This is a genomic window from Acetobacter sp., assembly GCF_047723915.1.
Taxonomy (GTDB): Bacteria; Pseudomonadota; Alphaproteobacteria; order Acetobacterales; family Acetobacteraceae; genus Acetobacter.
Genome location: NZ_JBDOBQ010000005.1, coordinates 117503 through 139024, shown reverse-complemented (window position 1 = coordinate 139024; position 21522 = coordinate 117503). Strand labels below are relative to the sequence as shown.

The 21522-nt window shown below is 57.2% G+C and carries 19 protein-coding genes; 8 read left to right on the top strand and 11 right to left on the bottom strand.

The genetic code is table 11. The features are described from left to right. Positions 1–189: 189 nt before the first annotated feature. The 6 genes from ABF990_RS05215 to ABF990_RS05190 all read left to right on the top strand — a co-directional run bounded on the left by ABF990_RS05215 (position 190) and on the right by ABF990_RS05190 (position 8073). Positions 190–717: a hypothetical protein gene (locus ABF990_RS05215; protein WP_415506504.1), complete on the top strand. Its 528-nt coding sequence runs from the start codon at positions 190–192 to the stop codon at positions 715–717. A 180-nt stretch (positions 718–897) separates the two neighbouring features. Then, positions 898–1662 (top strand): hypothetical protein, encoded by a 765-nt coding sequence (locus ABF990_RS05210; protein WP_415506503.1) that lies wholly within the window; start codon positions 898–900, stop codon positions 1660–1662. Between the two features lie 14 nt (positions 1663–1676). Further along, positions 1677–2297 (top strand): hypothetical protein, encoded by a 621-nt coding sequence (locus tag ABF990_RS05205; protein ID WP_415506502.1) that lies wholly within the window; start codon positions 1677–1679, stop codon positions 2295–2297. 16 nt (positions 2298–2313) lie between these two features. Beyond that, positions 2314–2577, top strand: a complete 264-nt coding sequence (locus tag ABF990_RS05200) for a hypothetical protein (RefSeq protein WP_415506501.1) — start codon at positions 2314–2316, stop codon at positions 2575–2577. Continuing rightward, positions 2574–2831 (top strand): hypothetical protein, encoded by a 258-nt coding sequence (locus ABF990_RS05195; protein ID WP_415506500.1) that lies wholly within the window; start codon positions 2574–2576, stop codon positions 2829–2831. Before ABF990_RS05200 ends, ABF990_RS05195 begins: the two co-directional genes overlap by 4 nt. 1 nt (position 2832) lies before the next feature. After that, complete coding sequence (locus ABF990_RS05190; RefSeq protein WP_415506499.1) at positions 2833–8073, top strand: MBG domain-containing protein; 5241 nt, start codon at positions 2833–2835, stop codon at positions 8071–8073. Positions 8074–8338: 265 nt separating this feature from the next. Here the strand turns inward: ABF990_RS05190 and ABF990_RS05185 are convergent, their stop codons facing one another. Genes ABF990_RS05185 through ABF990_RS05170 form a run of 4 tightly spaced genes read right to left on the bottom strand, consistent with a single transcriptional unit; the run spans position 8339 to position 15192 of the window. Continuing rightward, positions 8339–9547, bottom strand: coding sequence for a GIY-YIG nuclease family protein (locus tag ABF990_RS05185; protein WP_415506498.1), 1209 nt, complete (start codon positions 9545–9547; stop codon positions 8339–8341). Continuing rightward, a complete protein-coding gene (locus ABF990_RS05180) occupies positions 9540–11594 on the bottom strand; it encodes a DEAD/DEAH box helicase (protein WP_415506497.1) in 2055 nt (684 codons plus the stop codon). Before ABF990_RS05180 ends, ABF990_RS05185 begins: the two co-directional genes overlap by 8 nt. Further along, entirely contained in the window at positions 11591–12424 is an 834-nt protein-coding gene (locus tag ABF990_RS05175; protein WP_415506496.1) for a hypothetical protein, read from the bottom strand. The genes ABF990_RS05180 and ABF990_RS05175 overlap by 4 nt, the downstream gene beginning before the upstream one ends. Then, positions 12421–15192, bottom strand: coding sequence for a class I SAM-dependent DNA methyltransferase (locus ABF990_RS05170; RefSeq protein ID WP_415506495.1), 2772 nt, complete (start codon positions 15190–15192; stop codon positions 12421–12423). Before ABF990_RS05170 ends, ABF990_RS05175 begins: the two co-directional genes overlap by 4 nt. A gap of 191 nt (positions 15193–15383) precedes the next feature. Between ABF990_RS05170 and ABF990_RS05165 the strand changes: the two genes are divergently transcribed. Together ABF990_RS05165 and ABF990_RS05160 are read left to right on the top strand one after the other, a co-directional pair. After that, entirely contained in the window at positions 15384–15950 is a 567-nt protein-coding gene (locus ABF990_RS05165; RefSeq protein WP_132127064.1) for a hypothetical protein, read from the top strand. A gap of 314 nt (positions 15951–16264) precedes the next feature. Beyond that, complete coding sequence (locus ABF990_RS05160; RefSeq protein WP_415506494.1) at positions 16265–17308, top strand: phage antirepressor KilAC domain-containing protein; 1044 nt, start codon at positions 16265–16267, stop codon at positions 17306–17308. Between the two features lie 14 nt (positions 17309–17322). Here ABF990_RS05160 and ABF990_RS05155 read toward each other — a convergent pair whose 3' ends face one another. From ABF990_RS05155 to ABF990_RS05125, 7 genes are all read right to left on the bottom strand, one after another. Next, positions 17323–17799, bottom strand: a complete 477-nt coding sequence (locus tag ABF990_RS05155) for a hypothetical protein (protein ID WP_132127065.1) — start codon at positions 17797–17799, stop codon at positions 17323–17325. Next, the gene (locus ABF990_RS05150) at positions 17790–19067 is read right to left on the bottom strand and encodes a DNA-primase RepB domain-containing protein (RefSeq protein ID WP_415506493.1); all 1278 of its coding nucleotides are present in this window, start codon (positions 19065–19067) and stop codon (positions 17790–17792) included. The genes ABF990_RS05155 and ABF990_RS05150 overlap by 10 nt, the downstream gene beginning before the upstream one ends. A gap of 48 nt (positions 19068–19115) precedes the next feature. Next, positions 19116–19442, bottom strand: a complete 327-nt coding sequence (locus ABF990_RS05145) for a hypothetical protein (RefSeq protein WP_042059674.1) — start codon at positions 19440–19442, stop codon at positions 19116–19118. 34 nt (positions 19443–19476) lie between these two features. Continuing rightward, on the bottom strand, positions 19477–19851 hold the full coding sequence (locus ABF990_RS05140; protein ID WP_415506492.1) for a hypothetical protein: 375 nt from the start codon (positions 19849–19851) through the stop codon (positions 19477–19479). A 5-nt stretch (positions 19852–19856) separates the two neighbouring features. After that, positions 19857–20138: a hypothetical protein gene (locus ABF990_RS05135; RefSeq protein WP_415506491.1), complete on the bottom strand. Its 282-nt coding sequence runs from the start codon at positions 20136–20138 to the stop codon at positions 19857–19859. Continuing rightward, entirely contained in the window at positions 20138–20362 is a 225-nt protein-coding gene (locus ABF990_RS05130) for a helix-turn-helix domain-containing protein (RefSeq protein ID WP_415506490.1), read from the bottom strand. The genes ABF990_RS05135 and ABF990_RS05130 overlap by 1 nt, the downstream gene beginning before the upstream one ends. Before the next feature lie 104 nt (positions 20363–20466). Then, positions 20467–20937 carry a hypothetical protein gene (locus ABF990_RS05125; RefSeq protein ID WP_415506489.1) on the bottom strand — a complete coding sequence of 157 codons (471 nt, stop codon included), beginning with the start codon at positions 20935–20937 and terminating at the stop codon, positions 20467–20469. Positions 20938–21522: the final 585 nt, after the last annotated feature.

The following is a 21522-nucleotide window of genomic DNA, read 5'->3' as shown; positions in this document are numbered from 1 at the left end:
GAATGGAGATGCTGTATCGATTCTGCGATGGGATGCTGTCTGTCTGAACGGATAGCATGGTAAGCGAGACAGGGCGTATATGAGGTGAGCAAAGCGAGGGCGTGATACGTCATGGTCTGCTGAGATGCGTGATTGGGTTATACTCTACGTCAAGGCATGTGCCTGTTAGATCGAAAGGGAGAATACGACATGGCAAGGACAACGAAGCGTTCGGCTGTCAATCTGACGATGACGGTCGAGGAACTGACGGCGGAACTGGCGCAGGAGCATGAGGAATGGCTGTCTCGGAAACCACAGACGGTTTACGACCTCGTCAAACAGATTCACGAACCACTCCTGCGGATGAAACAGGACGGACGCACGGATTCCGAAATCTGCGACATGCTGACCAGACGCGGGATCGACATCAGCGCCGGCACGTTTGCGACATACATGAAGAGGATCGCGAAGGAAGCGCGAGACAGCAATCGTCCACGTCCGTCACGAAAGCCGAAGCCGGATGCTATTGCGGCGAGCAATTCCGATATGGCGGGCGCCACGGCTGCTCTCCGCAGCCCTGATGATTCCCGCGTCCGGCCTAAGTCACCATCTGATTCCGGTGATGATTCCCGCACTTCGAAGCCCGCGCGTCCGCCATCCGATTCCGCGCCGGAAAAAACAGCGTCGCCTTCTATGGATGGCTTTTCGTCAAGGCCACCCCCGGCTTTCGACGCATAACAACGGCCGACAGCGGCGACTTGATTCCGACAGAGGCGGAACTGGAGTGATCCGGTTCCGCCTTTTTTGTACCTGCCTGACCGCGTTACCTCGCGCAGCGATCCGGAGGTTTCGCTGAAGCACACTATACTGATCTCAGAGAACGCAATTTGCGTTCCCAAGGAACAGGAGTGCCTCAAGATGGGGAACGAAACGAAACGCCTGGTGCTCGCTGTCTCGGGCAAGGGTGGTGTCGGCAAAACGACGTTTAGTCGCCTGATGACTGATGTGTATCGTGAGCGCGGCACGAAGGCGGCGATCTTCGATGCGGACGGCCAGATCGGCGGACTGGTGCGCGTCTATTCGGATGCGGGCGTGAAGTTTTATGATCTTCGGACAGACACTGATCGTCACACGCTTCTCGATTCAACTGCCGAGGACGCGGATGTGATCCTCCACGATCTCCCTGGTGGTTCGCGCTTCGAGATCAGCAAGATTCTCGATGGCGGCGACGGGGAACAGGTGGAGGGATTCCTCGAAGCCCTGCGCGACAACGGTGTCCGCCTGACCCTCTGCCACGTCATCGATAACGAGATCGAAAGCGCCCAGTCGGTCGGCCAGTATCTCAATGCCTTCGGAACGGACGGGGTCGATCATGTGGCTGTTCTGAACATGCGTGAGAGCCGCGATCTGAAGACGGACTTCCCTTATTGGTTCGGCTTCAACGTGAACGGTGAGCGGCGCTTCGGCAAAGGACGCGACCGTCTGCTTGCGGCCGGCGGGATTGAGGTTGCAATGCCGGGTATGCAGGTCGGCGTGAGGGCGAAGATCAACGCGCTCAATCTGCGGTTCTCGGACTGCGCCCGGCATCCCGATCTGACCGTGACAGAGCGTTCCAGCGCGAACCGGTTTCTGCGTGAGTTCCGCAAGGCTGTCGAACCGGCCGCCGGCTTCCTGGGTCTGTAACGGGGAGACGTGCCATGACGATCTTCAACGATACAGCGGTTGCGCTGGGTGTCTCCCAGGATACCCGCGACCGCGCATGGTCTGCTGTCGGCGCCGCAGGGATCAGCCCGGACGATCCTGAGGTCGTGCGTCTTTTGATCAACGAACATATCCGCGCGACCCTGACCTCGCTGACCGGCGACCTGGAAACGGCAGCGGGCAAGGCGATCCGGGAGTTTGGCGACGCTGCCGCGCACGGTGAGGCGGCAGCCCAGGCACGGCTCGAAACCCGCACGACTGAACTGGCGCAGACGATCTCGGCCCGGTTGGCAACGGCGATCGAGCAGACGCTGGATAAGCGGGCAGAAGCGAAACTGGACATTGCCCAGACAACGCAATGGGCATGTGGCGTGATCCTGTTCGCGGTCGGCCTTTACGTGGGCAGTCTGGGGATCGGTTACGTCGAGGTGCCGGATGACCTGCTCGACCGGTGGCTCCAGGCCCAGGCCCCCTGGTTCCTGCTCGCCGCCGGGACTGTTGTGTTCTTTGCCGTCCGCCTTGTTGTCGCCTGGACGGCGTCATCTCCGCTCATCCGCTTCATTCTCGCCCTGCCGCCCCGCGACGTGACCCGCCGCTGGGGCAAGCGCGACTACTAAGGAAAGGAAAATGACCATGGTCAAGATCATCAAGACTGGGCTGAACATCGCAGCCGGGACACTGTTCCTGTCGGCGGTCAACCCGGCAGTCAACGTCATGAACCAGGTCGGCATGGGCGGCGCGGTTCCGTCGTCAGTCCGGACGATCGGTGAGGTCGGCGACACGATCCGTCAATTTGCTGAAAGCGCCATCGCGTCGTCCGGATTCCCAACCGCGCCGGCCGGTCTCGCAATCGGGCCGAACCTTGAAGCGGCCGGTCGGCTGGAGTTCTCGCAGTGAGCCGGCACAGGAAGACGCCTGCCGCGTCTCAGTCGCTCGCCGCGCCTCAGCCGACTGCATCAAGCATCGCATCTGCACGGCACCGCGCGAAGAAGAAGGCAGAAGGATGGGTCGATTTCAGTTGTTTCGTGCCTCTCGCCATCCGTCCGCAGATCAACAAGACGATCAAGCGATCGATCATGATCTGGAGAGCAAAGCAGGCCGCCTCTGACAACGCTGCTTCTGACAACAACACATCGAAGAAGGTCAAATGACATGTCACGCAATCGCATTTTTGCTGCGTTCCTCTTCTCGACCGCGCTTTGCTCAGTCCGCGCGTCACTCGCCGCTACGCTGCCGACGGATGGTGCTTTCGTTGCCGGCGCGGGCCAGATCACCGCCCATGGGGGATCGATGACCATCGACCAGTCGTCCGCTCGCGGGGTCATCGACTGGCGTGGATTCTCGATCGGCTCAGGCAATTCGGTGCAGTTTAACAACGGCTCCGGGGCAACGATGAACAGGGTCACGGGCGGTCAGATGTCGCAGATCGACGGGCGCCTTGGGGCAACGGGGAGCGTATTCCTGATCAACCCGAACGGCATCGTTGTCGGGCCGGGCGGTCAGGTTGTCACAAACGGGTCGTTCGTCGCATCCAGCCGCGACATCGACAACGCCCAGTTCATGCGCGGCGGGTCGATGACGGCGTCCGGGAAATCGTCCGGCGCTGTCGTCAACAAAGGCACGATCAAGTCGAAAGATGGGAATGTCGTTCTCATCGGGCAGAGCGTCGAGAATGACGGCGTTATCGTAACCGGCCATCGGACTGCCGCTATGATCGCAGCCGATTCCGTTGTCCTGAGCGAGAGCGGCGGGCCGTCCGGTATCTATGTCGCCGCAGGTTCGACCGGCAAGGGCGATGTCTCGAACACGGGCCGTATCCAGGCGGCGGCGGTTGAACTGGCATCGGCGCATGGGAATGTCTATGCGCTCGGGGGCAATCACACCGGGGCGATCCAGGCGACCGGCACCCGCGAGGTCAACGGCGAGGTTTACCTGACCGCCGCTGATGGCACTGTCGATGTGGGCGGCCAGGTGTCGGCTCATAACGCTGACGGCTCTGGTGGGACGATCGTCGCAAACGGTCATGATGTTGCGGTCGCGTCCGATGTTGTCATGGACGCGGGTTCGACCACTTCGGGCCGCAATGGGGGCACCATCCTGATCGGCACGTCGGGCCACGGCCAGAACCTCGCCCAGACCGTGAAACTGGCGGATGGTGCAAGGCTGACTGCCGGCGGCAAGGGCGCGGGCCTGATCGAGACATCGGGTCACCATGTCACGACCGGCAAGCTGACAATCGATGCAGGCAAGGGCGGAACCTGGCTCACTGACCCCGACGATCTAACGATTGATTCCGACGCGGCCAGCACGATCCAGACGGCGCTGAACGCCGGCACGGATGTCACGGAGCAGACGACGGCGACCGGAACGTCAGGAGCCGGGACTGTTGCCAGCGGAAGCGGCGACATCAACGTCAATTCCGGCATCTCCTGGAGCGGCAATGCGACGCTCACGCTCGACGCCTATCGAAACTTGAATGTGAACGCTCCGATCACGGTGAATGATGCCGGGTCGGTCGCGATCAAGACCGGCGGCGATGACATTTTCAATACCGGTGGTTCGCTGACGTATTCCACCCAGAACGCCGGTTCTCTGTCGATCAACGGATCTTCATACGCATTGCTTTGGGGTCTGAGCGGCCTCAACAGCGTCGGCACGGCCGGGTCAATCTCCGGCAATTTCGCTCTTGCGGGCGATGTCGATGATGCAAACGCGCTGTTTACGCCTATTGCTCACACCGGCAATTTCACCGGCATTTTCGACGGTCTTGGTCATTCCGTCAGCAACCTGAACGTCAATGATCCGACCCACGGGGTCAGCGGTCTGTTCGGTATCTCGTCCGGCACCATTGCGAACGTGACAACGTCAGGCATCATCGACGGGCGCGGCGGCCCGACAACGTCCTATGTCGGCGGCATTGCGGGCCAGAACAACGGCCTGGTGCGCGATGCCCATTCGTCCGCGACCGTTTACGGCTATTACGTGGGCGGCCTGAGCGGCGGGTCAGCAACGGGAACAGCGACGATCGAGCGTTCGACCGCGTCCGGGACTGTCTATGCTCTGGACGGATCACCCTATGCCGGCGGGCTGGCTGGCACGGCTTCTTCGATCGCTGACTCATCCGCTTCGGGCGACGTGATCTCTGCGAGTGCCGGTTCCTGGATCGGTGGACTGGTCGGCTACATGACCGGCGATGTGTCGGGGTCTTCCGCGTCAGGCAACGTCACCGCATCGGGGAGTGGCGTCAAAGCCGGTGGTCTGGTGGGCTTCACGACCGGCGGGATTTCAACGTCGATCGCAACCGGCACGGTTACGGCTGGGACAAACGCTATCGCGGGCGGGCTTGTCGGCCAGGCGTCAGGTGCGCTTTCGAGTGTCCGCGCGTCGGGCGATGTAACCGGCGGTGACGGGGCTATGGTCGGCGGTCTGGCAGGTCGCAATTACGGCAAGGTCACCCAAGCGATCGCGATCGGCGATGCGACCGCAGGTGTCGGCGGATCGGCCGGTGGTCTGGTCGGGCAGAACAACGGCGGCATCAGCGTTTCCTATGCAACGGGCGCGGCCACGGCATCCGGCACGTCCGGCACCCTGGGCTATGCCGGCGGGCTGGTGGGCGACAATGAGGCGGCGATCTCCCAGACATATTCCACCGGCGCGGCGACCGGGCTGACCAACGCATATGTCGGCGGGCTGATCGGGAAGTGGGGTGCTGGCACGGTTTCCGACACCTATACGACGGGCCTCGTAACCGGCCAGACCAGCCAGATCGGCGGGTTCGCGGGCGTGCGCGTGGGGAATCCGGGCGCATCTGACGGTTACTGGGACACTGTGACGACCGGCACGAAGACGGCAATCGGGAAGATTGACCAATACACGTATGTCATCAACATCAACGGCCTGACGACCGAGCAGTTTGCCCAAGGGCAAGCGTATCTGTCCGGATCATGGGTGACCGGGGCGCCATACAAGGTGCTTTCGGCGTTGCCTTACATCGTCGTGACGGGCACGGGAAATGCCCATGAAACGTATGGCTCCGCAACCGTGACGGCGCCGAAGACGGTGACGGCGACGGCCTCGGACGGGATCGATACGGCATCCGCCCTGGCTGGGATCGGCCCGTGGCACGGCTATAGCCAGAGCACGGCCGGTAATGCTTATGCGACATGGGCCGAGGGGGTGACAGCGCCCTGGCACCAGACCGTCTATCGCGCGAATGTCTCTGTTGATTATGCGTCTCTGACGATCCGGGCGGGTAATGCGGAATCAACTTATGGTCAGGCGCCGGACGTGTCGGGGGCTGGATATACGGTTTCGGGGCTGCTCAATAGCGATTCCGTCTCGGGCCTGAACCTGTCCACGATCGCGACAAAGTCGAGCAATGTCGGCACGTATGACATCACCGCATCTGGTGCAACCGGCACGGGGATCAGCAACTATATTGTCGTGTATCAGCCGGGCACGCTGACGATCGATCCGGCGGCGCTGACGGTTATTGCCAATGACCAGAGCGGCACTTACGGCCAGACGCCCGCGCTGGGGACAACGGAATTCACGGCGAATGGCCTGCTGAACGGCGACACGATCTCCGGGGTCAATCTGACGACGACAGCAACCGGCGCGAGCGGGGTCGGGACGTATGGGATCACGGCCTCGGGCGCGGTCGGGTATGGGTTGGGCAATTATGCGATCAGCTATCAGCCCGGCACACTGACCATCGATCCAGCGACGCTGACGGTTACGGCCGGCAGCGGAACCAGCGTGTATGGAGAGGCTGTGTCCACGCCCGGTTACAAGGTCAGCGGCCTGGTCAACGGAGATACCGTTACGGCCGTATCTGTTGACAACACCGCATCGTCAACCTCGGCCGTCGGTGATTATGCGGTCAATGCTTCGGGGGCGACCGGCACGGGCCTGGGCAATTACAATGTGCAGTATGTCGCCGGCGACTGGTCAATCACGCCGCAGACGCTGACAGTCAAGGCCGGCAGTGGTTCGGTCGAGTATGGCCAGACGGCGGGCGGCTACGGCTTCACCGCAAGCGGGCTGGCGAACGGAGACAGCGTCGATAGCGTTACGTTGTCAACCCCGGCGACCTCGCGGTCGAACGTCGGGCAGTATGCGCTCAATGCCAGCGATGCGGTCGGCACGGGCCTAGGGAATTACACGATTGCGTATCAGCCGGGAACGCTGACGATCACGCCCGCGCCGCTGACAGTGACCGCCGGGAGTGGAACGTCGGTCTATGGAACGACGCCGACCGCCGCCGGGTATAGCGTCGCCGGTCTGGTGAATGGCGATACCGTCTCGGGCGTCTCGATCAACCAGCCCGTGACCGGGGTCTCGGGCGTCGGAGCGTATGTAACAACGGCTTCGAACGCGACCGGCAGCGGCTTGGGCAACTATGCAATCGACTATGAAGCCGGGTCGTGGAACGTCACCCCGGCGACGCTGACGATCGCTGCGAATGATGCTGTATCGACGTATGGCCAGACGCCGAAGACGGCTGGGTTCACGGCCTCGGGTCTGGTCAACGGGGACGCGGTTTCGGGGGTTGATCTGTCCACTGGAGCGACGGCGGCTTCGACGATTGGTGATTATGCGATCCGTGCTGGTGGAGCGACCGGTTCAGGTCTGTCGAACTATACGATCGGCTACCAGAGTGGCACGCTGACCATCGATCCGGCCGCGCTGACCGTCACGGCTCTGAACCAGAACAGCACATATGGTCAGAACCCGACCCTTGGCACGGCGGCCTTCACGTCCTCGGGCCTGGTCAACGGGGATACGATTTCGGGCGTGCGGCTGACGACTGATGCAACCGGGGCGTCTGGGGTTGGTCAGTATGGGATCGTCGCAAGCAATGCGTCAGGCGTCGGGCTGGGGAATTACGCGATCAATTACCAGGGCGGCACTCTGACTGTTGATCCTGCCGCGCTGACCATCACGGCAGGCAACGGAACGAGCGTTTACGGGCAACCGGCTGAACTGCCTGGCTGGACGGTGGACGGCCTGGTGAACGGGGATCGGGTGACTTCGGTGAATGTCGATACCGGGCATACCGTGCAGAGCGGCGTCGGGACATATACGACGACAGCGTCGGGGGCGGTCGGAACGGGTCTGGGGAACTACACGATCAGCTATCAGGGCGGGTCATGGACTGTGACGCCAGCGACTGTTGTCGTGAAGCCGGACGATCAGACCAGCGAGTATGGGCAGACGCCGTTGAGCCAGAATCCTGGGGTTATCGCAGTTGCGGCCGTTACGCCGGCGGCTTCGGCGGACACGACCACGACTGAGAATGACAAGGTGACGGCCGAGACGACTGTGTCGTGCAGTTCCGGCGGGAATCTGGTCGGGCAGACGGAGATGACCTGCCAGACACGGGGGAAGTGATTCCGGGGGCGGCGCTGCTTCGGGCTGCGGTTGATGGAAAAGGGGGCGCTCCGGTTCGGGGCGTCCCTTTGTGTTTCGAGGCTGCTGAAGGGGGGATCGCTCTGCGACGGTCAGGGATCGGCCGGGCTGCCGCCGGCCTGGGCGGTTACGTCCTTTAATGCTTCTCAACACCGCCTCGGCGGAGCCGGGCCTGCCCCCATCGCTGTCCGCGCCCCCCTTGGGACTGCTTCAGCAACAAAAAATATGGGGAAGCGTTCGCCCGGCATTAGCCCTTCCGTTTGACCAGCGACGCCTTTTTGGGATCATAAACGTATCCGGTTATCGTCCCATCCTTAATTTTTTCCACAGCATCATCAATGACAAACATAGGAACAAGAAACCATTCGCGAGGAATGACAGGGTTTCCGAACCTGTCCTCGATCTGGATGTCCAGCCGTGCCGGATCGAAAATGCGATGGATGATGCTCTCAAGTTTCGTCCGGCTGATATTAAACAGATTGTAAGTCGCTACGACCTCCACGTCCGCCAACAAAAATGTCGGATCGAGTTTTGCGTTGGCTATCCGTTTTGCAACGTCTCCGCCTGTTACGCCAATCTTGTGGACAAGGTCTCTGTTGGCCGCGACAATGGGGTTATTGGATTCACTTCTCAGAACGTAAATAGTTCCGCTTGCGAGATCGTCTTCGTCGTTTTCTCCGGCGAATAATGGCCCGGCACTGGGTTCGGACACTCGGCGGCTGGCTTCATCTTTATAAAGCGCACGCTGTAGGGAACGAAGCAGGATGTTGCTTTCGGTTCCATTGGAATAAATGACGCGGAGACGGGCATCACTCTCACCATTGGGCGCTCTGAAGGTCTCACCAATCTCGGCAACATATGCTGTCTGACCACCCAGGATAAAAAATTCTCCCGGTCTGATGTCAGTTTTCAGGAGGCCAGCTTCTTTCCGGATAGGGCGTGTAATGCGCGTTCCGATCTCGATGTCTTTCTGGACTGCCTCGAATATCGGCTTGAAAGTATCGAAATCCTCACAGCGCTCCCGGTTAGCGATTTCCTCGGCTGCGCGCTTTTCTGCTGTGGAACGGACATGGCGCAGTTCAGTAATCGGGTTCTGTGCGCTGCTGTCCACGCCTAACATAGCCAGCAATTCATCATCACTGATGCTTTCATCCACGTCTTTCACCGCAGATGAAAGAGAAAGAATGCCCTGATGATCAAGAGGCAGAAGCAATGCCATGCAATCAGGTTGCGCCCTAAGTCGATCGAGGCGGACGGCATATAGACGCTCGAAAATGTCGTGCTTTTCCCCATGACGGGGAGCGTGCCCATGTTCGGTTACAAATCGCTGTATCTCTTCAAATCCGGCGATAATGCGTTCTTCTTTTGGGGTTCGTGATGCTTCCTTTTTTGTCTCGACTTCAACCCCGAGGGCTGACAGGAGCGCATCATCGTCGTCAGTAAACCCTTTAGCCACGAGCAGCCTCCGCCTTCATGCGAGCAAGGAACGCAACCCCCTCGGCCATCCGCTTCTCCCAGGCATCCGCTGATGTAATGGATGGCAGGCGACCTCTCTCCTGCAAGAATTTCAACGCTCTTTTGGAGAGTTCACGCGCCTCATCTGGTGTCATGCTTATACGTTTGGCACCGATTATGGCCTCAACCTGTTTCAGGCTTTCTTCGCTCATTTCTTTGGCCATGATCGAATATGCCGCTCCAAAAGGATTGATACGATCAATCAGATCAATGTCTAGTTCCCGGACATCCATGGCAAATTTACGCACGCCATCGATGAGCGCTGTATTTCCTCCGCGCTCCCTGTTGTCGGTTGTCGCGATATGGGCCGCCTGTTGCGTCAGATTCAGAGCCGCGATGGCGTGCTGCCGAACGGCTTCCTGATCTTCCTCATCCAGTTCGGGGTATTTATCTTTGATAATTTTTCCCATACGGGAGATGGTCAGTTCTTCCGGCACGAGTTCTTTATCAAACAAGCCTCGCTCAAGAGCGGTCTTATCTTGAACAAAGGCGGTGATGACTTCGTTCAGGTCTTCCTCGCAGATGCGGGTTGCTTCTTCGCTCTTTGGTTCCGCCAGACCTTTAATTTCAATCTGGAATTTACCTTTTTCTTCGTTGAAGCCGACATTGCATTTATCTGGGTTGTAGCCTTCCTCACCATAATCGTAACCATCAGTCGGCTCGCTGGTCGAGGCTTTGGGTTTGAATTCAAAGCGCGGCGCTAGAACCTGTTCCATCAGCAAACTTGCTGCAATGGCTTTAAGGGTGTCGTTGACGGCTTCGGTTACGGCCTGTTCTGATGCGTCAGGCTCGGCAATCAGGTTGGTAAAACGTGCGCGGGTTTTCCCAGGCGCATCGCGTGTGGCACGCCCTATGATCTGGATAATCTCGGTCAGGCTGGATCGGTAGCCAACGGTAAGCGCATGTTGGCACCAAATCCAGTCAAAGCCCTCCTTGGCCATGCCCAGGGCAATGATGATGTCCACATGGTCGCGGTTGTTCTTCTGGGTTGGGTCTTTCAATGCAGTGGACACGCGGTCACGCTTGCTCTTGTCATCGTCCACCAGATCAGCAATCCGCAACGTCCGGCCGTCTTCCGTTTCTACCAACTGAAAGCCGGTAACAGGGTCAGCCCCTTGCCAGTCGCCCAGATTTTCAATGATATGCTCCACTTCCTTCACTTTATCTTTCGTGCTTTCGCGCGAATTGACGCTCGGGATGTGAATGATGGTTTTTTGCTTTGGGTCAAGAACCTTCAGGATGTCGTCGGCATAAGACCCGGAATAGAAGAAATAGCCGATGTCGAGATGCTTTAGGTATCGATAACCGTTTAACTGCTCGTAATAGGTATAGGTTACGGTATCAAACCTGGCCTCGTCCTGTGGAGACAAGACATCGACCGCGTCTCCCCGGAAATATGAGCCGGTCATGGCGACGATGTGGACTTTGTCGCGGGCAATGAACGCACCGAGATGATGACCTAGTTTGTTGTCTGAATCTGACGAGACGTGATGGAACTCATCGACGGCAATAAGACGATCGTCGAAAGCCTCTACACCGAACCTATCCACTGCGAAACGGAAGGTGGCGTGCGTGCAGACCAGCACCTTGTCTTCACTGTTAAGGAACGCCTCGACCGAATTGACCTTGCCTCCGTTATCGCCGCCGGCTGCGTCACACAGGTTCCTTCTGGGTTCTACGTGCCAGTCTGCCCAGAAGCCGAACTGGGTCAGAGGTTCGTCATGGAAACTTGCGCCAATGCTTCTTTCAGGCACGACGATAATGGCCTGCTTCAGTCCCTGGTTGGCCAGTTTATCGAGAGCGATAAACATAAGCGCCCGGCTTTTGCCCGAAGCCGGAGGAGACTTGATGAGAAGATACTGTTCACCGCGCTTTTCATAGGCGCGCTCCTGCATGGGGCGCATCCCCATGGCGTTTGCCTTGGTTGAACTCCCATTGGCCGCGTAAGAGACAGAGACGGAAGGAACAGATTGGATTTTTTGGGTCATGCTCTCTCTCCTGCGACACTGGCTAATGCTGCTTTTAATGTTTGGAAGCAAAGTGTCGCTGTGTGTTTATCCGGGTAGAAGCGCGATAACATTTGCGCGTATGGATGGATGTAATTTCGGAAATCACGGAGACCATGACTAAATTTCTGCACGTCTGGCTTCAGTAATCCTATTTCACATGAGACATCTATCAACTGGCTGAGCGTCCAGTCATGAAATAGCTTGGGCTTGCCCTCAGTGGTTTTGGGACAGGAAGATGAACGATTAAATCGTGCTGGCTCTTTCTGCGCGGCCCCCAGAAGAACGGCTTCCAACACGCTACCGCATAGAAAAATTGTGGAAAGATACGCTTTTGCAGACATTGTCGCTTGCGCTTCTTTTAACCGACTTTCGATGATGGATGCGACTGCTCCTTCAACCGGGAGTTTCTGGAGGTTTGGAATGGAAAATTCACTTTGAAGAAAGGCTTCTTCAGCGGTCATAGTTTTAGTGGCAAGGGGTTTTCCGGTCAGACGTGCGACTACCTTTCGGGATTGTTCGAGAATGGCTGCATCAGGTTGATTGCCGTTTAAGAGACAATTCACCTCATAGACGCCCAACATTTCATCGAGGACTTGGCCGACAATGGCGTCAGACTCTTTCTCCCAGAAGGCCCGCATTTTTCTGGCTTTTGATGAACCATACGTCTGATATTTTTGACTATGAATCTCAATCCCGTAACGGGTAAAAAACTCCTGAAATGTTGTGTCTGAATAATCCAGAACGTAACCACTCTGCATCCCAAGAATTTTTTCAAGGTATCTTTTGTCGATCTCTGTAAGAGTGCTCATGCCGCCCCTGCCTTTTTCTTATTCTTCGATCCGGTCTTGGCGGTCATTTTGGTATAGAGATCGAACAGCTTCTCCAACCGTTCTGTGTCATTGCGGAAGCAGCGGCCAATGTAGATGCGCTCCAGCACTTCGTCATTGCGCTCGTGCGCCTCTCTCAAATCAGCGGGCATTTTTTCGGGGTCATACAGTTCTGCAATAGTGGCGGGGAAATGCGCCTCGCGTGCCAACAGGATGTCTTCAGCGCAACGGGTCAGGTCGGCTTTCATCTTGTCGGTCAGAGTGGGAACGGGGAAGGTGTTCCAGCCGAGATCGCTTGAGTATCTATAATCCTCCTTAAACTTCCCGCAAATCGTAGCTACCCACACGAAATGGAGACGTGATAGCAAGATCGAGAGATTCCAGAAGTCGGCGTCTAGGATTGAAAAAGCCTGGCTCGAAATAATCGCCGACGCCGGGAGCGCCCCACAAGGGAGATATTGCCGACGTTCTGATGTCATTCGCGGGACGATGAAAGAGTGCTGATTAGCTTGGTTGAACTCACGCATCTGGTGCGGACGGTCGGCTAATTTTCGATTTGAGGCGTCTGGACTTCGTAGCCGTATCTCGCGTGAGCGAATTAAGCGATCAGATATTAAGTCGATATCCTCAGCGCAAGAGAGGTCTTTGTCAGATATCCACAGACAGTATCGCGCCAAATCGTTATTATATTCCTTCGAGCCATAGAATCGCCTGATCAAATAGGATGATCTTTGATCGGCTGCATAGAACAATTCACGTTCCGAAAAGGATAGACTCAGTGCGCCTCCGTCATTGGGCATATTCCCCAAAACCATTTCAGACAGTTCTGGGGAGATCGGATTACTAGTTGGCTTGACTAGAGGGGTGAAACCGGCAGTTAGATATGGCGATATTTGATCAACTTTCCTGGCGATTTCACCATCGACCAGTATTCGATCGCCTGACTTTTTATCATCAATTCCGACTATGACGCAAAACACAGCCGCCTTGTTTGTGGCGCTGTTCGACCAACTGAAGGATGTATGAGCAAAGCGAATGTCTATTCCGTGACTCAGGACAAGTGGCCAAAGCGTCGGCGCTTGCCTCCCCATACAGACCGAGTTGGTAGCTACGAGTGCCGCTGAGGCATTTACAAACCGACAATAATCAGCGGCTTTTAGAAACCATGCGCCTACATAGTCGATATACCCCCAATGCTTTGTTCGCCCTCCAAAAATAGCAGCCATTTCGGACTGCTGATCAGTGTCCAACTTGCCTTTACCAAGATATGGCGGATTTCCGCAGATGTAGGTTTCCCCCCCTTCGTTCTCGAAATCGATATGCGGCTGATCTAGTGGGGAATGAAATAGATCATCTGCACTGTATTTCACTCCAGTTCCGGTCGGCGGGCAGATGCTCAGCCAGTCCAAACGAAGAGCGTTACCACAGGTGATCCAGTTCTCTGCGTTCAGCGGAAGGAATTCGGCCAGGGCCAGCTTCTGACCGCGATACAGCACATCGCATTGGAATTCTGCGATAATGAGCGCAAGACGCGCAATCTCGGCCGGGAAGTCGCGCAGTTCTATCCCACGGAAATTGGTCAGAGGAATCTCTGATGGACGGTCAGCTTCCCCGCGACGACTGTTGATGTCAGCCTCGATTGCCCGCATTTCCTTATAAGCGATGACAAGGAAATTTCCGCTGCCACAGGCCGGGTCGAACACCCTGATCCTCGCCATACGTTTGCGTAGATTCAGGAGCATCCGGGCGTTGTCGTCAGCCTCGTTTAGCCGTGCTCGCAAGTCATCCAGAAAGAGAGGGTTCAGCACCTTGAGGATGTTAGGAACGCTCGTATAGTGCATCCCAAGTGCGCCACGTTCCTCATCATCTGCCACGGCCTGGATCATAGACCCGAAGATGTCCGGGTTGATTTTCGTCCAGTCGAGAGCGCCGATATGGATAAGATAGGAGCGGGCGATCTTGCTGAAGCGAGGCACGTCGGGGCTGCCCGAAAATAGACCGCCATTAACGTAAGGGAACCTATCGGCGTAACGAGCAATGCCTGCTTTCTTTCGCTCTGCCGTAGGGGTGTTCATTGCACGGAACAGTTCGCCAATCACTTCGTGGGTGTTAGACGAATCTCGCTCGGTCATTGTATCGACCGTGTTTGTGAAAGAGTGACCTTCCTGGAAAATATCCGTGTCTTCGGCAAAGAAGCAGAAGATCAGGCGGGCCATGAAATGGTTCATGTCATGACGGCGGTCAGCGGTTCCCCAGTCGGGATTGTCCTTCAGCAATTCGACATACAGCCGGTTCAGCTTACTGGTCGCACGAATATCGAACGAACTTTCGCGGATTTGCTTGACCGTCGTGATGCCTGCCAGGGGAAGGAACGCGCCGAAATGATTCGGGAAGTCCGCATAGGCACAGGCGACGGTCTCACCTGTATCCAATTCTTCGGCCTCGAAGGTCTCACCATCCGTCGCCAGGATGAACTTAGCCTTGGCCTTAGACGTGGCTGGGCTGTCCCGGAGGGCGGTCAAAGTCCGCGTCACCTCACCGGGCGGGCAGGTCGCAATATGGATGTTATTCCGCTGGAGAACGGCGCCAGGGATGTCAGACGCATTGGTCGAGCCTTTGGTGGCCCGGAGACGCTTTATGGTGGTGTCTTTGTTGCCGAAGGCCAGGAGAAAAAGGTAAGGAAACTCTTCTACATCAAATGGTTGCTCCGCCAGCGCGGATACGGCTTCTTCAATCTCTACGGCGTTCATCGCCTACCTAACCCCGTTCCTATCTCGACATTCACACATAGTCCGCTGATCTTATATCTGTTTAGAACAAGAGGCTATGGGACGTAATCGTGTTCTGGGTTGCGGTCTGGCAGACTATTCCCGTCGGCGAGTCAATATGTTTACGTAATAATAAAGCATAACGATTTTAAGGCGGAGAGGTTATCAGCACAATGTCATTCAATGACGAACAGAAGGAGAGATTTTTGGATGCGGCTAATCCACATCAATGGTATCGCACATCTAATAATCTACATTCGCAGGCTTTAATTCTTTGGGATAACAGAGGGCGGGGTCATACGACCTTAATGAAAGACGGCCAGCCACTCAGGGTTTGGGATGATGCGAATAAAGGCACCTTTCTTCTGTCTGCTTTCGCGATGGAAAATATGCTGAAAGCATTTTGTATTTACGAAGACCCTTCTCTTGTTTCCGGCGGGCGCATAGACAACAAAATAGCTACTCATAAACTTTGGAGATTAGCTGAGAGAACCTCTCTTATTCCGTACAAATCCCGAGATAAATGGGTGTTCGACATACTTTCAAGCGGAAATGAAAGTTGGGCACGATACCCTTGCGGTCGTTGTGCAAACGATATTGAATTTGAACGACAATTCACCATGCGTTTGTGGAAAAGATATTGTTCTATGATTCTGGTGTATAGAACTAAAATGGAGAAATTACTTATTAAAGGGTGGACAGGCCCCTATGGATTCTATGGGAAATGGACTTTCACCTAGACTATAAAAGGGGGTCAGAGGCCGCCTTCTGTATTTGTCCGGGGATGGTGCGTGAGCCTTGTAACCGCCCGCGAGGCGGAGCCTCGCTCTGCACCCCACTCCGTCCCGAGGCCCCCCCAGCTTGCGTCGGAACACTTCTGATTCCCGCAACCAACCCCAGGAAGCCCCGCAACCCCGCCGATCCTCGATCCACAGGGCAGCGCGTTTTATGAATTATGCGCCGGGATCAGCTATATACTGGTGCTTGGGTAATCGCTCAGGCGCCCTGACCGTGTCACCGGCCAGGGCTAACTTGCAATGATGGAGCGCATCAAATGCAAGCCAGTTTCCCTTTTACCACGCCTTCCTCTGCGTCCGCACCATCGGCGAACTCTCCGATTTCTGCCCGCCCCTTCGAAGGCGTCGCAATCCGCATCGTCATGATCAACGATGCGCCATGGTGGGTTCTCGTTGACGTGTGCCACGTTTTGGACATCCGCAATCCGTCCGATGCTGCCGCCCGTCTCGACAGCGACGAAAAGATGACCCTCGGTAATCCCGAGGGTGCAGAAATCCGCCGTTTTTTCGGCCATGGCGCCGCGCCGACTCTGGTCAATGAGTCCGGGGTCTATAGTCTGACGATCACCAGCCGCAAGCCGGAGGCCAAGCGCTTCAAGAAGTGGATCACGTCCGAAGTCCTGCCGAGCATCCGGCGCACCGGCTCATACCACGCCCATCCGGCTCCGGAACCGACGCCCGCCCCAGCCTTGCCTCCGATGCTGGCCCAGCAGGCTCTGGCTGTTATCGGAGGTCTCCAGACCCTTCTCGCCGAGCAACAGGCGCTGGCCCAAGAGCACCGGGAGACGATCCATCATCAGAGCGCTATGCTCAACGCCAGTATGCCCAAAGCGTCCGTCTATGACCGTATCGCCTCCGCCGACGGCAGCATGTGTATCTCGGACGCCGCGAAAATCCTGGGTGTCGGCCCGCGAACGCTCTTCAAGTGGATGGACGCTCACAACTGGATATTCAAGCGCGGGCGCGAATGGCTCGGGCGTGAAGAAAAATCCGAAAACGGAGCCGGCTACCTGACGCATATCGTCACCACAATCCTTCACCCCGACGGACGAGAAATCACACGGAAGCAAGCCAGGGTGACGGCGAAGGGCCTGACGCGCCTCGGCCGGCTGGTGCCTGGCGCACAGACGAAAGGCATGCCGATTCCGGCCCCGACCAAGGGCGTTGTCCAGCACGGGGGCTTCCTGCGCGGCAACCGGAGAAGCCAGGAACCGGCTGAAATCGGGCCGGACGAAATGGATGCGGCCGGACGCGGGTCGCTGTCATGGGATGAATACCAGCAGCAGAGGTCGATTCACTGATCTGCCCTCGTCGCTCACGAAAGAAGCCCCCGGATCGCCTCCTGGGGCGGTTTCTGGCCGGCAGCAGCATCCAGTTTATCGAACCTCGCCGCCGCCTTCCCCAACGCCGTAACCGGTTTCGACGCTGGCGCGGTGGCGCTCGCTTTCGGGCGCACCGGAGGCGGTTTAGCAGCCGAAGCGCGGTTGACCGGAGCCAGCTTTTTGGGCGGAAGGGGCGGTGGTTTCGGAGGCGCTGGGGGTGGAGGTTCAGGTTTGAATGGCTCTTCTTTGATCGGCCCGGTCGGTTCGGGAATCGTGAACGCACAGCCTGGAAGCGACGCTTTTTTGGACTCCTCCTTCATCTCCTCGGTCGGTTCGCAAGGGTCGCTTCCGGCCTTGCTGCCGCCCTCGGCTGGGGATGCTTTCGCTGATGCCGCCATCCCTGTGCTTACGGTTTGAGCGATACCCGCCATCGCGGCCAGCGACGACACAATCTTTGAGATTAACGACATTTCGAGTGCTCCCTGTTCTGTTCGGGCCTTTCGCGGTCTCTGCGATCGAATTCAGCGGCAGCCCGTCCCAACGCTGTTTGCGGCTTCAATGGAGGGGCATAGCGAGGAGGCAGCTTCTGGGACTGGGTGGCCTCGCCGTTCTTCAACCCCGCAACGTGTTTCCGAGCCGCCTCCTGACGCGAGGCGTCCAGGTCAGCCCGGCCGACGACATCCTCCCGGCACATCTTGAGCGCATCCCGCATCGTCTTGGAACAGAACGTCGATTCAGCGTGTTCGATCTTAACAAATGGGTATTCGAGCGACCACGCTTTGCCCTCGACGACCCGCTCATGTTTTGGTTTCATATTGCGGTATCCCGCAAGTCGAATACCATGCCTCAAGCCAGAAATGCGGTCATCGCCGCACTCTCTATTTATCTTCTGAAAGTAATCATGCAGGCCATGTCGGTCGAAACAGGAATCATCATTGCCTGTCTTGCCGATGATGCGGAACGGTTCTTTCGGGATGCGGAAGATAATCTGTCGGCTTTCCCACGATGTTTGCAACGCAAGACATGGCTTGTAACCGGCCTTGATCCATGACTGAACCGGAGATTCAGACTCTGTGTCGCCTCGGCGATTCCGAGCGTCATCGAGCATGACGTAGAAGCAATGCCGATCCATGGGCGTCATCAGCACATTCATGCCTTCGCCATTGCGTTGACGCAACATACCGACGCAGTTCTGGATGTCTCTCGTGTTGAAGAATTTTTCGGTTTTTTCGCCGTTTTCCGTCCTTTTTCCGATCAGGTAACCGAACTTCCCCTTGCGTTTTGCGGGTGATTCGCTTGTGTCGGATGACGCACTGGAGAGGTCGGATTCAGGCACGATCTCGACATCGGCGCCTTTCTGCGCGGCTTCGTCCGCTTCCTTGAACATCAAAGTAATGCGGGCTTCAGAACAACCCAGCGCATCCATCTGCCGTTTCACGAGTTTGTTGATGACGACTTCAGACTCAAACAATTCGCGCTCGACCTGTCGGATTCCGACATTCCGTTCGTGCGTCTGGTCGTCTCTGAATGTCTCGTGAAGCCATGCGATCGCCTCGTGATATTCGCATTTCCTGGCGAATTTTACTGCATCGATCGAGTTCTCGGACGGTCTCAGATCGCCGACACGTTTGGGCAACGGATCGTCAACAGACATGGCGCCCGACGCGATCAGGGCCGCATGGACGCCGGCGGGGTCGAGCCGGCGGAGGCGCGTGACTTCTTCTTTTGACAGTTCCATGGCGGGCCTCCTTCCGGGCGGGCATCTATGCTTTGATTATAGCATCCATCACGCCTGGAGCCGGGCGCGGACGGCGGCGATGACGGAAGGAGCATGCTCAGAGTAGTCGGATGACCAACAGTCGTACCGAGCATCGTAACGAACAGAAGGCAGATCATAGAAGTCGATACCGACAAGAGATTCCGTCCGTCCGTTGAAGATAATCCTGTAATTATACCAGTATTCGACTTCATCCGGTTCGTATTGCCGGACTTCGCGGTCGCGATCGTCCGGGTCATCGTGCCATGACCGCGTCGGCTGGGGTGCTTGCTTCTTCACGACCATGCCTCCGGCGGCGATGAGGCGATCGATCAGGGCGGTGTTGAGTTTGGTCATTGTCTTAATCCTGTGCTGTCTGTTTGCGGAATCATCATTCGGCGGCGATGGGGAGATGCGCGTCAGCCAGATCGGACGCTATCGCAGCAGCCTCGCGCCTGGCCTGGGCCTCGGCCTCGCGTTTCTGAACCAGTTCGAAGAATTGCCTGCCGGTCATAATCATGTTGGACATGATCTCACCTTTGCGGGTTTCCGTTTCGATTTCGTCACGGCTCTGCGCGTCCAGTTCCATGCGGGTGCCTGACGGCCAGATCAAGCGGCCGTCGAGATAGGTCAGGCGGTCGCGGGAGGCGAGGTCGATGATGATCCCAGCCGTGGCGTTGATGACGATGTCGCGGGTTACGGCTGGGGTGGTTTCGCCCGATGGGTCGATGCCATCGCCGACGACAGTGAGTCTTGTGTAGGACATGATCATCACTCCATTCCGACAGCGTCGGCGGGCATCAGCGAGCGCAGATAAACTGCGATTTTGGTGTTCGCTTTTATGTCGATCAGGACATCGTCGATCTCGACCTCAGCAATCCCGTCCGGACGGCGCCAGACGCGGATTTCGTGCGTGTCGCGTCGCATGATCAGCATGCTGCCGGCCCAGCCGGAGGCCCAGAGCGGCATGGTATATGTCCGCCAGCCCTGGTGCATGAAGGCTTCAATCTCGCGGACTGCGTCACGCTCGATGACATTGGAGATGCTAAACATCACGATGCACTCCCAGAGGCCGGAGAGGCAGCTTTAATGTTGAAAAATGCCCAGGTCGCTGGGGGCATGCGGTGGACGCCCGCTTCCCATCGGCGCCAGGTGCGAGGGGTGATTCCGACCATGGCCGCTGCGAAGGTCTGGTTGACGCCCGCGCGCTCACGAACAGACCGTATCTGATCTGGGGTGGGGCATTTACGTTGTGTGTAGCTGATTTTCCGTTGCATTTCTGGGATGACCTGCTATTAAGGTTCCGTTGAAGACGGCTCCGCAAGGATGCCTGGGAAAGCCCGCAGAATCGCATGGTTCTGCGGGCTTTCCGCTGTTCCGGTTAAGCTGCCGCCTGAGTGGGGATGTCGCCCTCGGGAGCGTTCGCGGCGGACTTCGTCTTGCGGGTCTTCTTGGGGTTCTCAGCCACAAATTTCAGCGCTGCATCGATCAGGCGCGGCAGGTCGCAGTCATCAGCGTAACGCGCCTCGGCGAAATTCACGATCTGGCGGATTTCTGTCTCGAACGCACTCACATCGAAGACCTCAGCGACGTGAGCGACTGTCCGCGCTGCCTTCATCTGGCTGTAGGGCCATGCGCGAGACGGTGATCGGCAGAGCGCAACAGCGCAGGTTTTTTCATCTGCATACCAGCGTCCGGCATTGTCGAACGTGCCGGGGGGATGAACCTTGCGAGCCTTGCGGCGCATGTATTCGACAGCCGCAGCGACGCAGGCATCGAAATCGTCTTCGAAGTCTTCCTTGATTTTTGCGATCTTGTAAGCGCGAGGATCACCCTTGAAATTCGTATCCATTTTACGTCTCCACGACTGCCTGCGGCGATACACGCGGCAGGCTCGCATTTCTGATGTTGCGTCAGTCAGGAGACATTTGTTGAAGACGGCTCCCTGCCTGACTCTCTATATATAGGACGTTTCGTCCTCATTGTCAAGAAATATGGGAAAGAAAAGTAAGAAAAGGCATTATTTTTATTGTTGTAAATTCGATATGTAGTTTGTTGATGCTTGTATGGTGGTTCGTTGTCTTTTCGTTTTATTAGTTTTACTTGCATTTGTGCGGTTATGACTTGGGAAGCGGCGGTTTGGGCGGAGTGCGGATGCGGCGGGGATGGGAGGGATTGGCGGCGGGGCGTGAAGGAGGCGGATGGGGGCGGTTGCTGGGGGCAATGATCTTTACGAGGCAAGCTGAAGGGGGCGCGGAAGGGCGATGGGTGAAGTGCCGCGCTCCGCCCGGCATGGTGGTTCAAAGATCAGAGGGAGCAGGGATGGATGATTATGGTTCGAAACACTTCTGATCTCGTAAGCGCAAGCGAGGCGGAGCCGAGCCATGCCCATCACTCCGTTAGGAGGCCCCTTCAGCATCCTCGAACCACTTCGAAG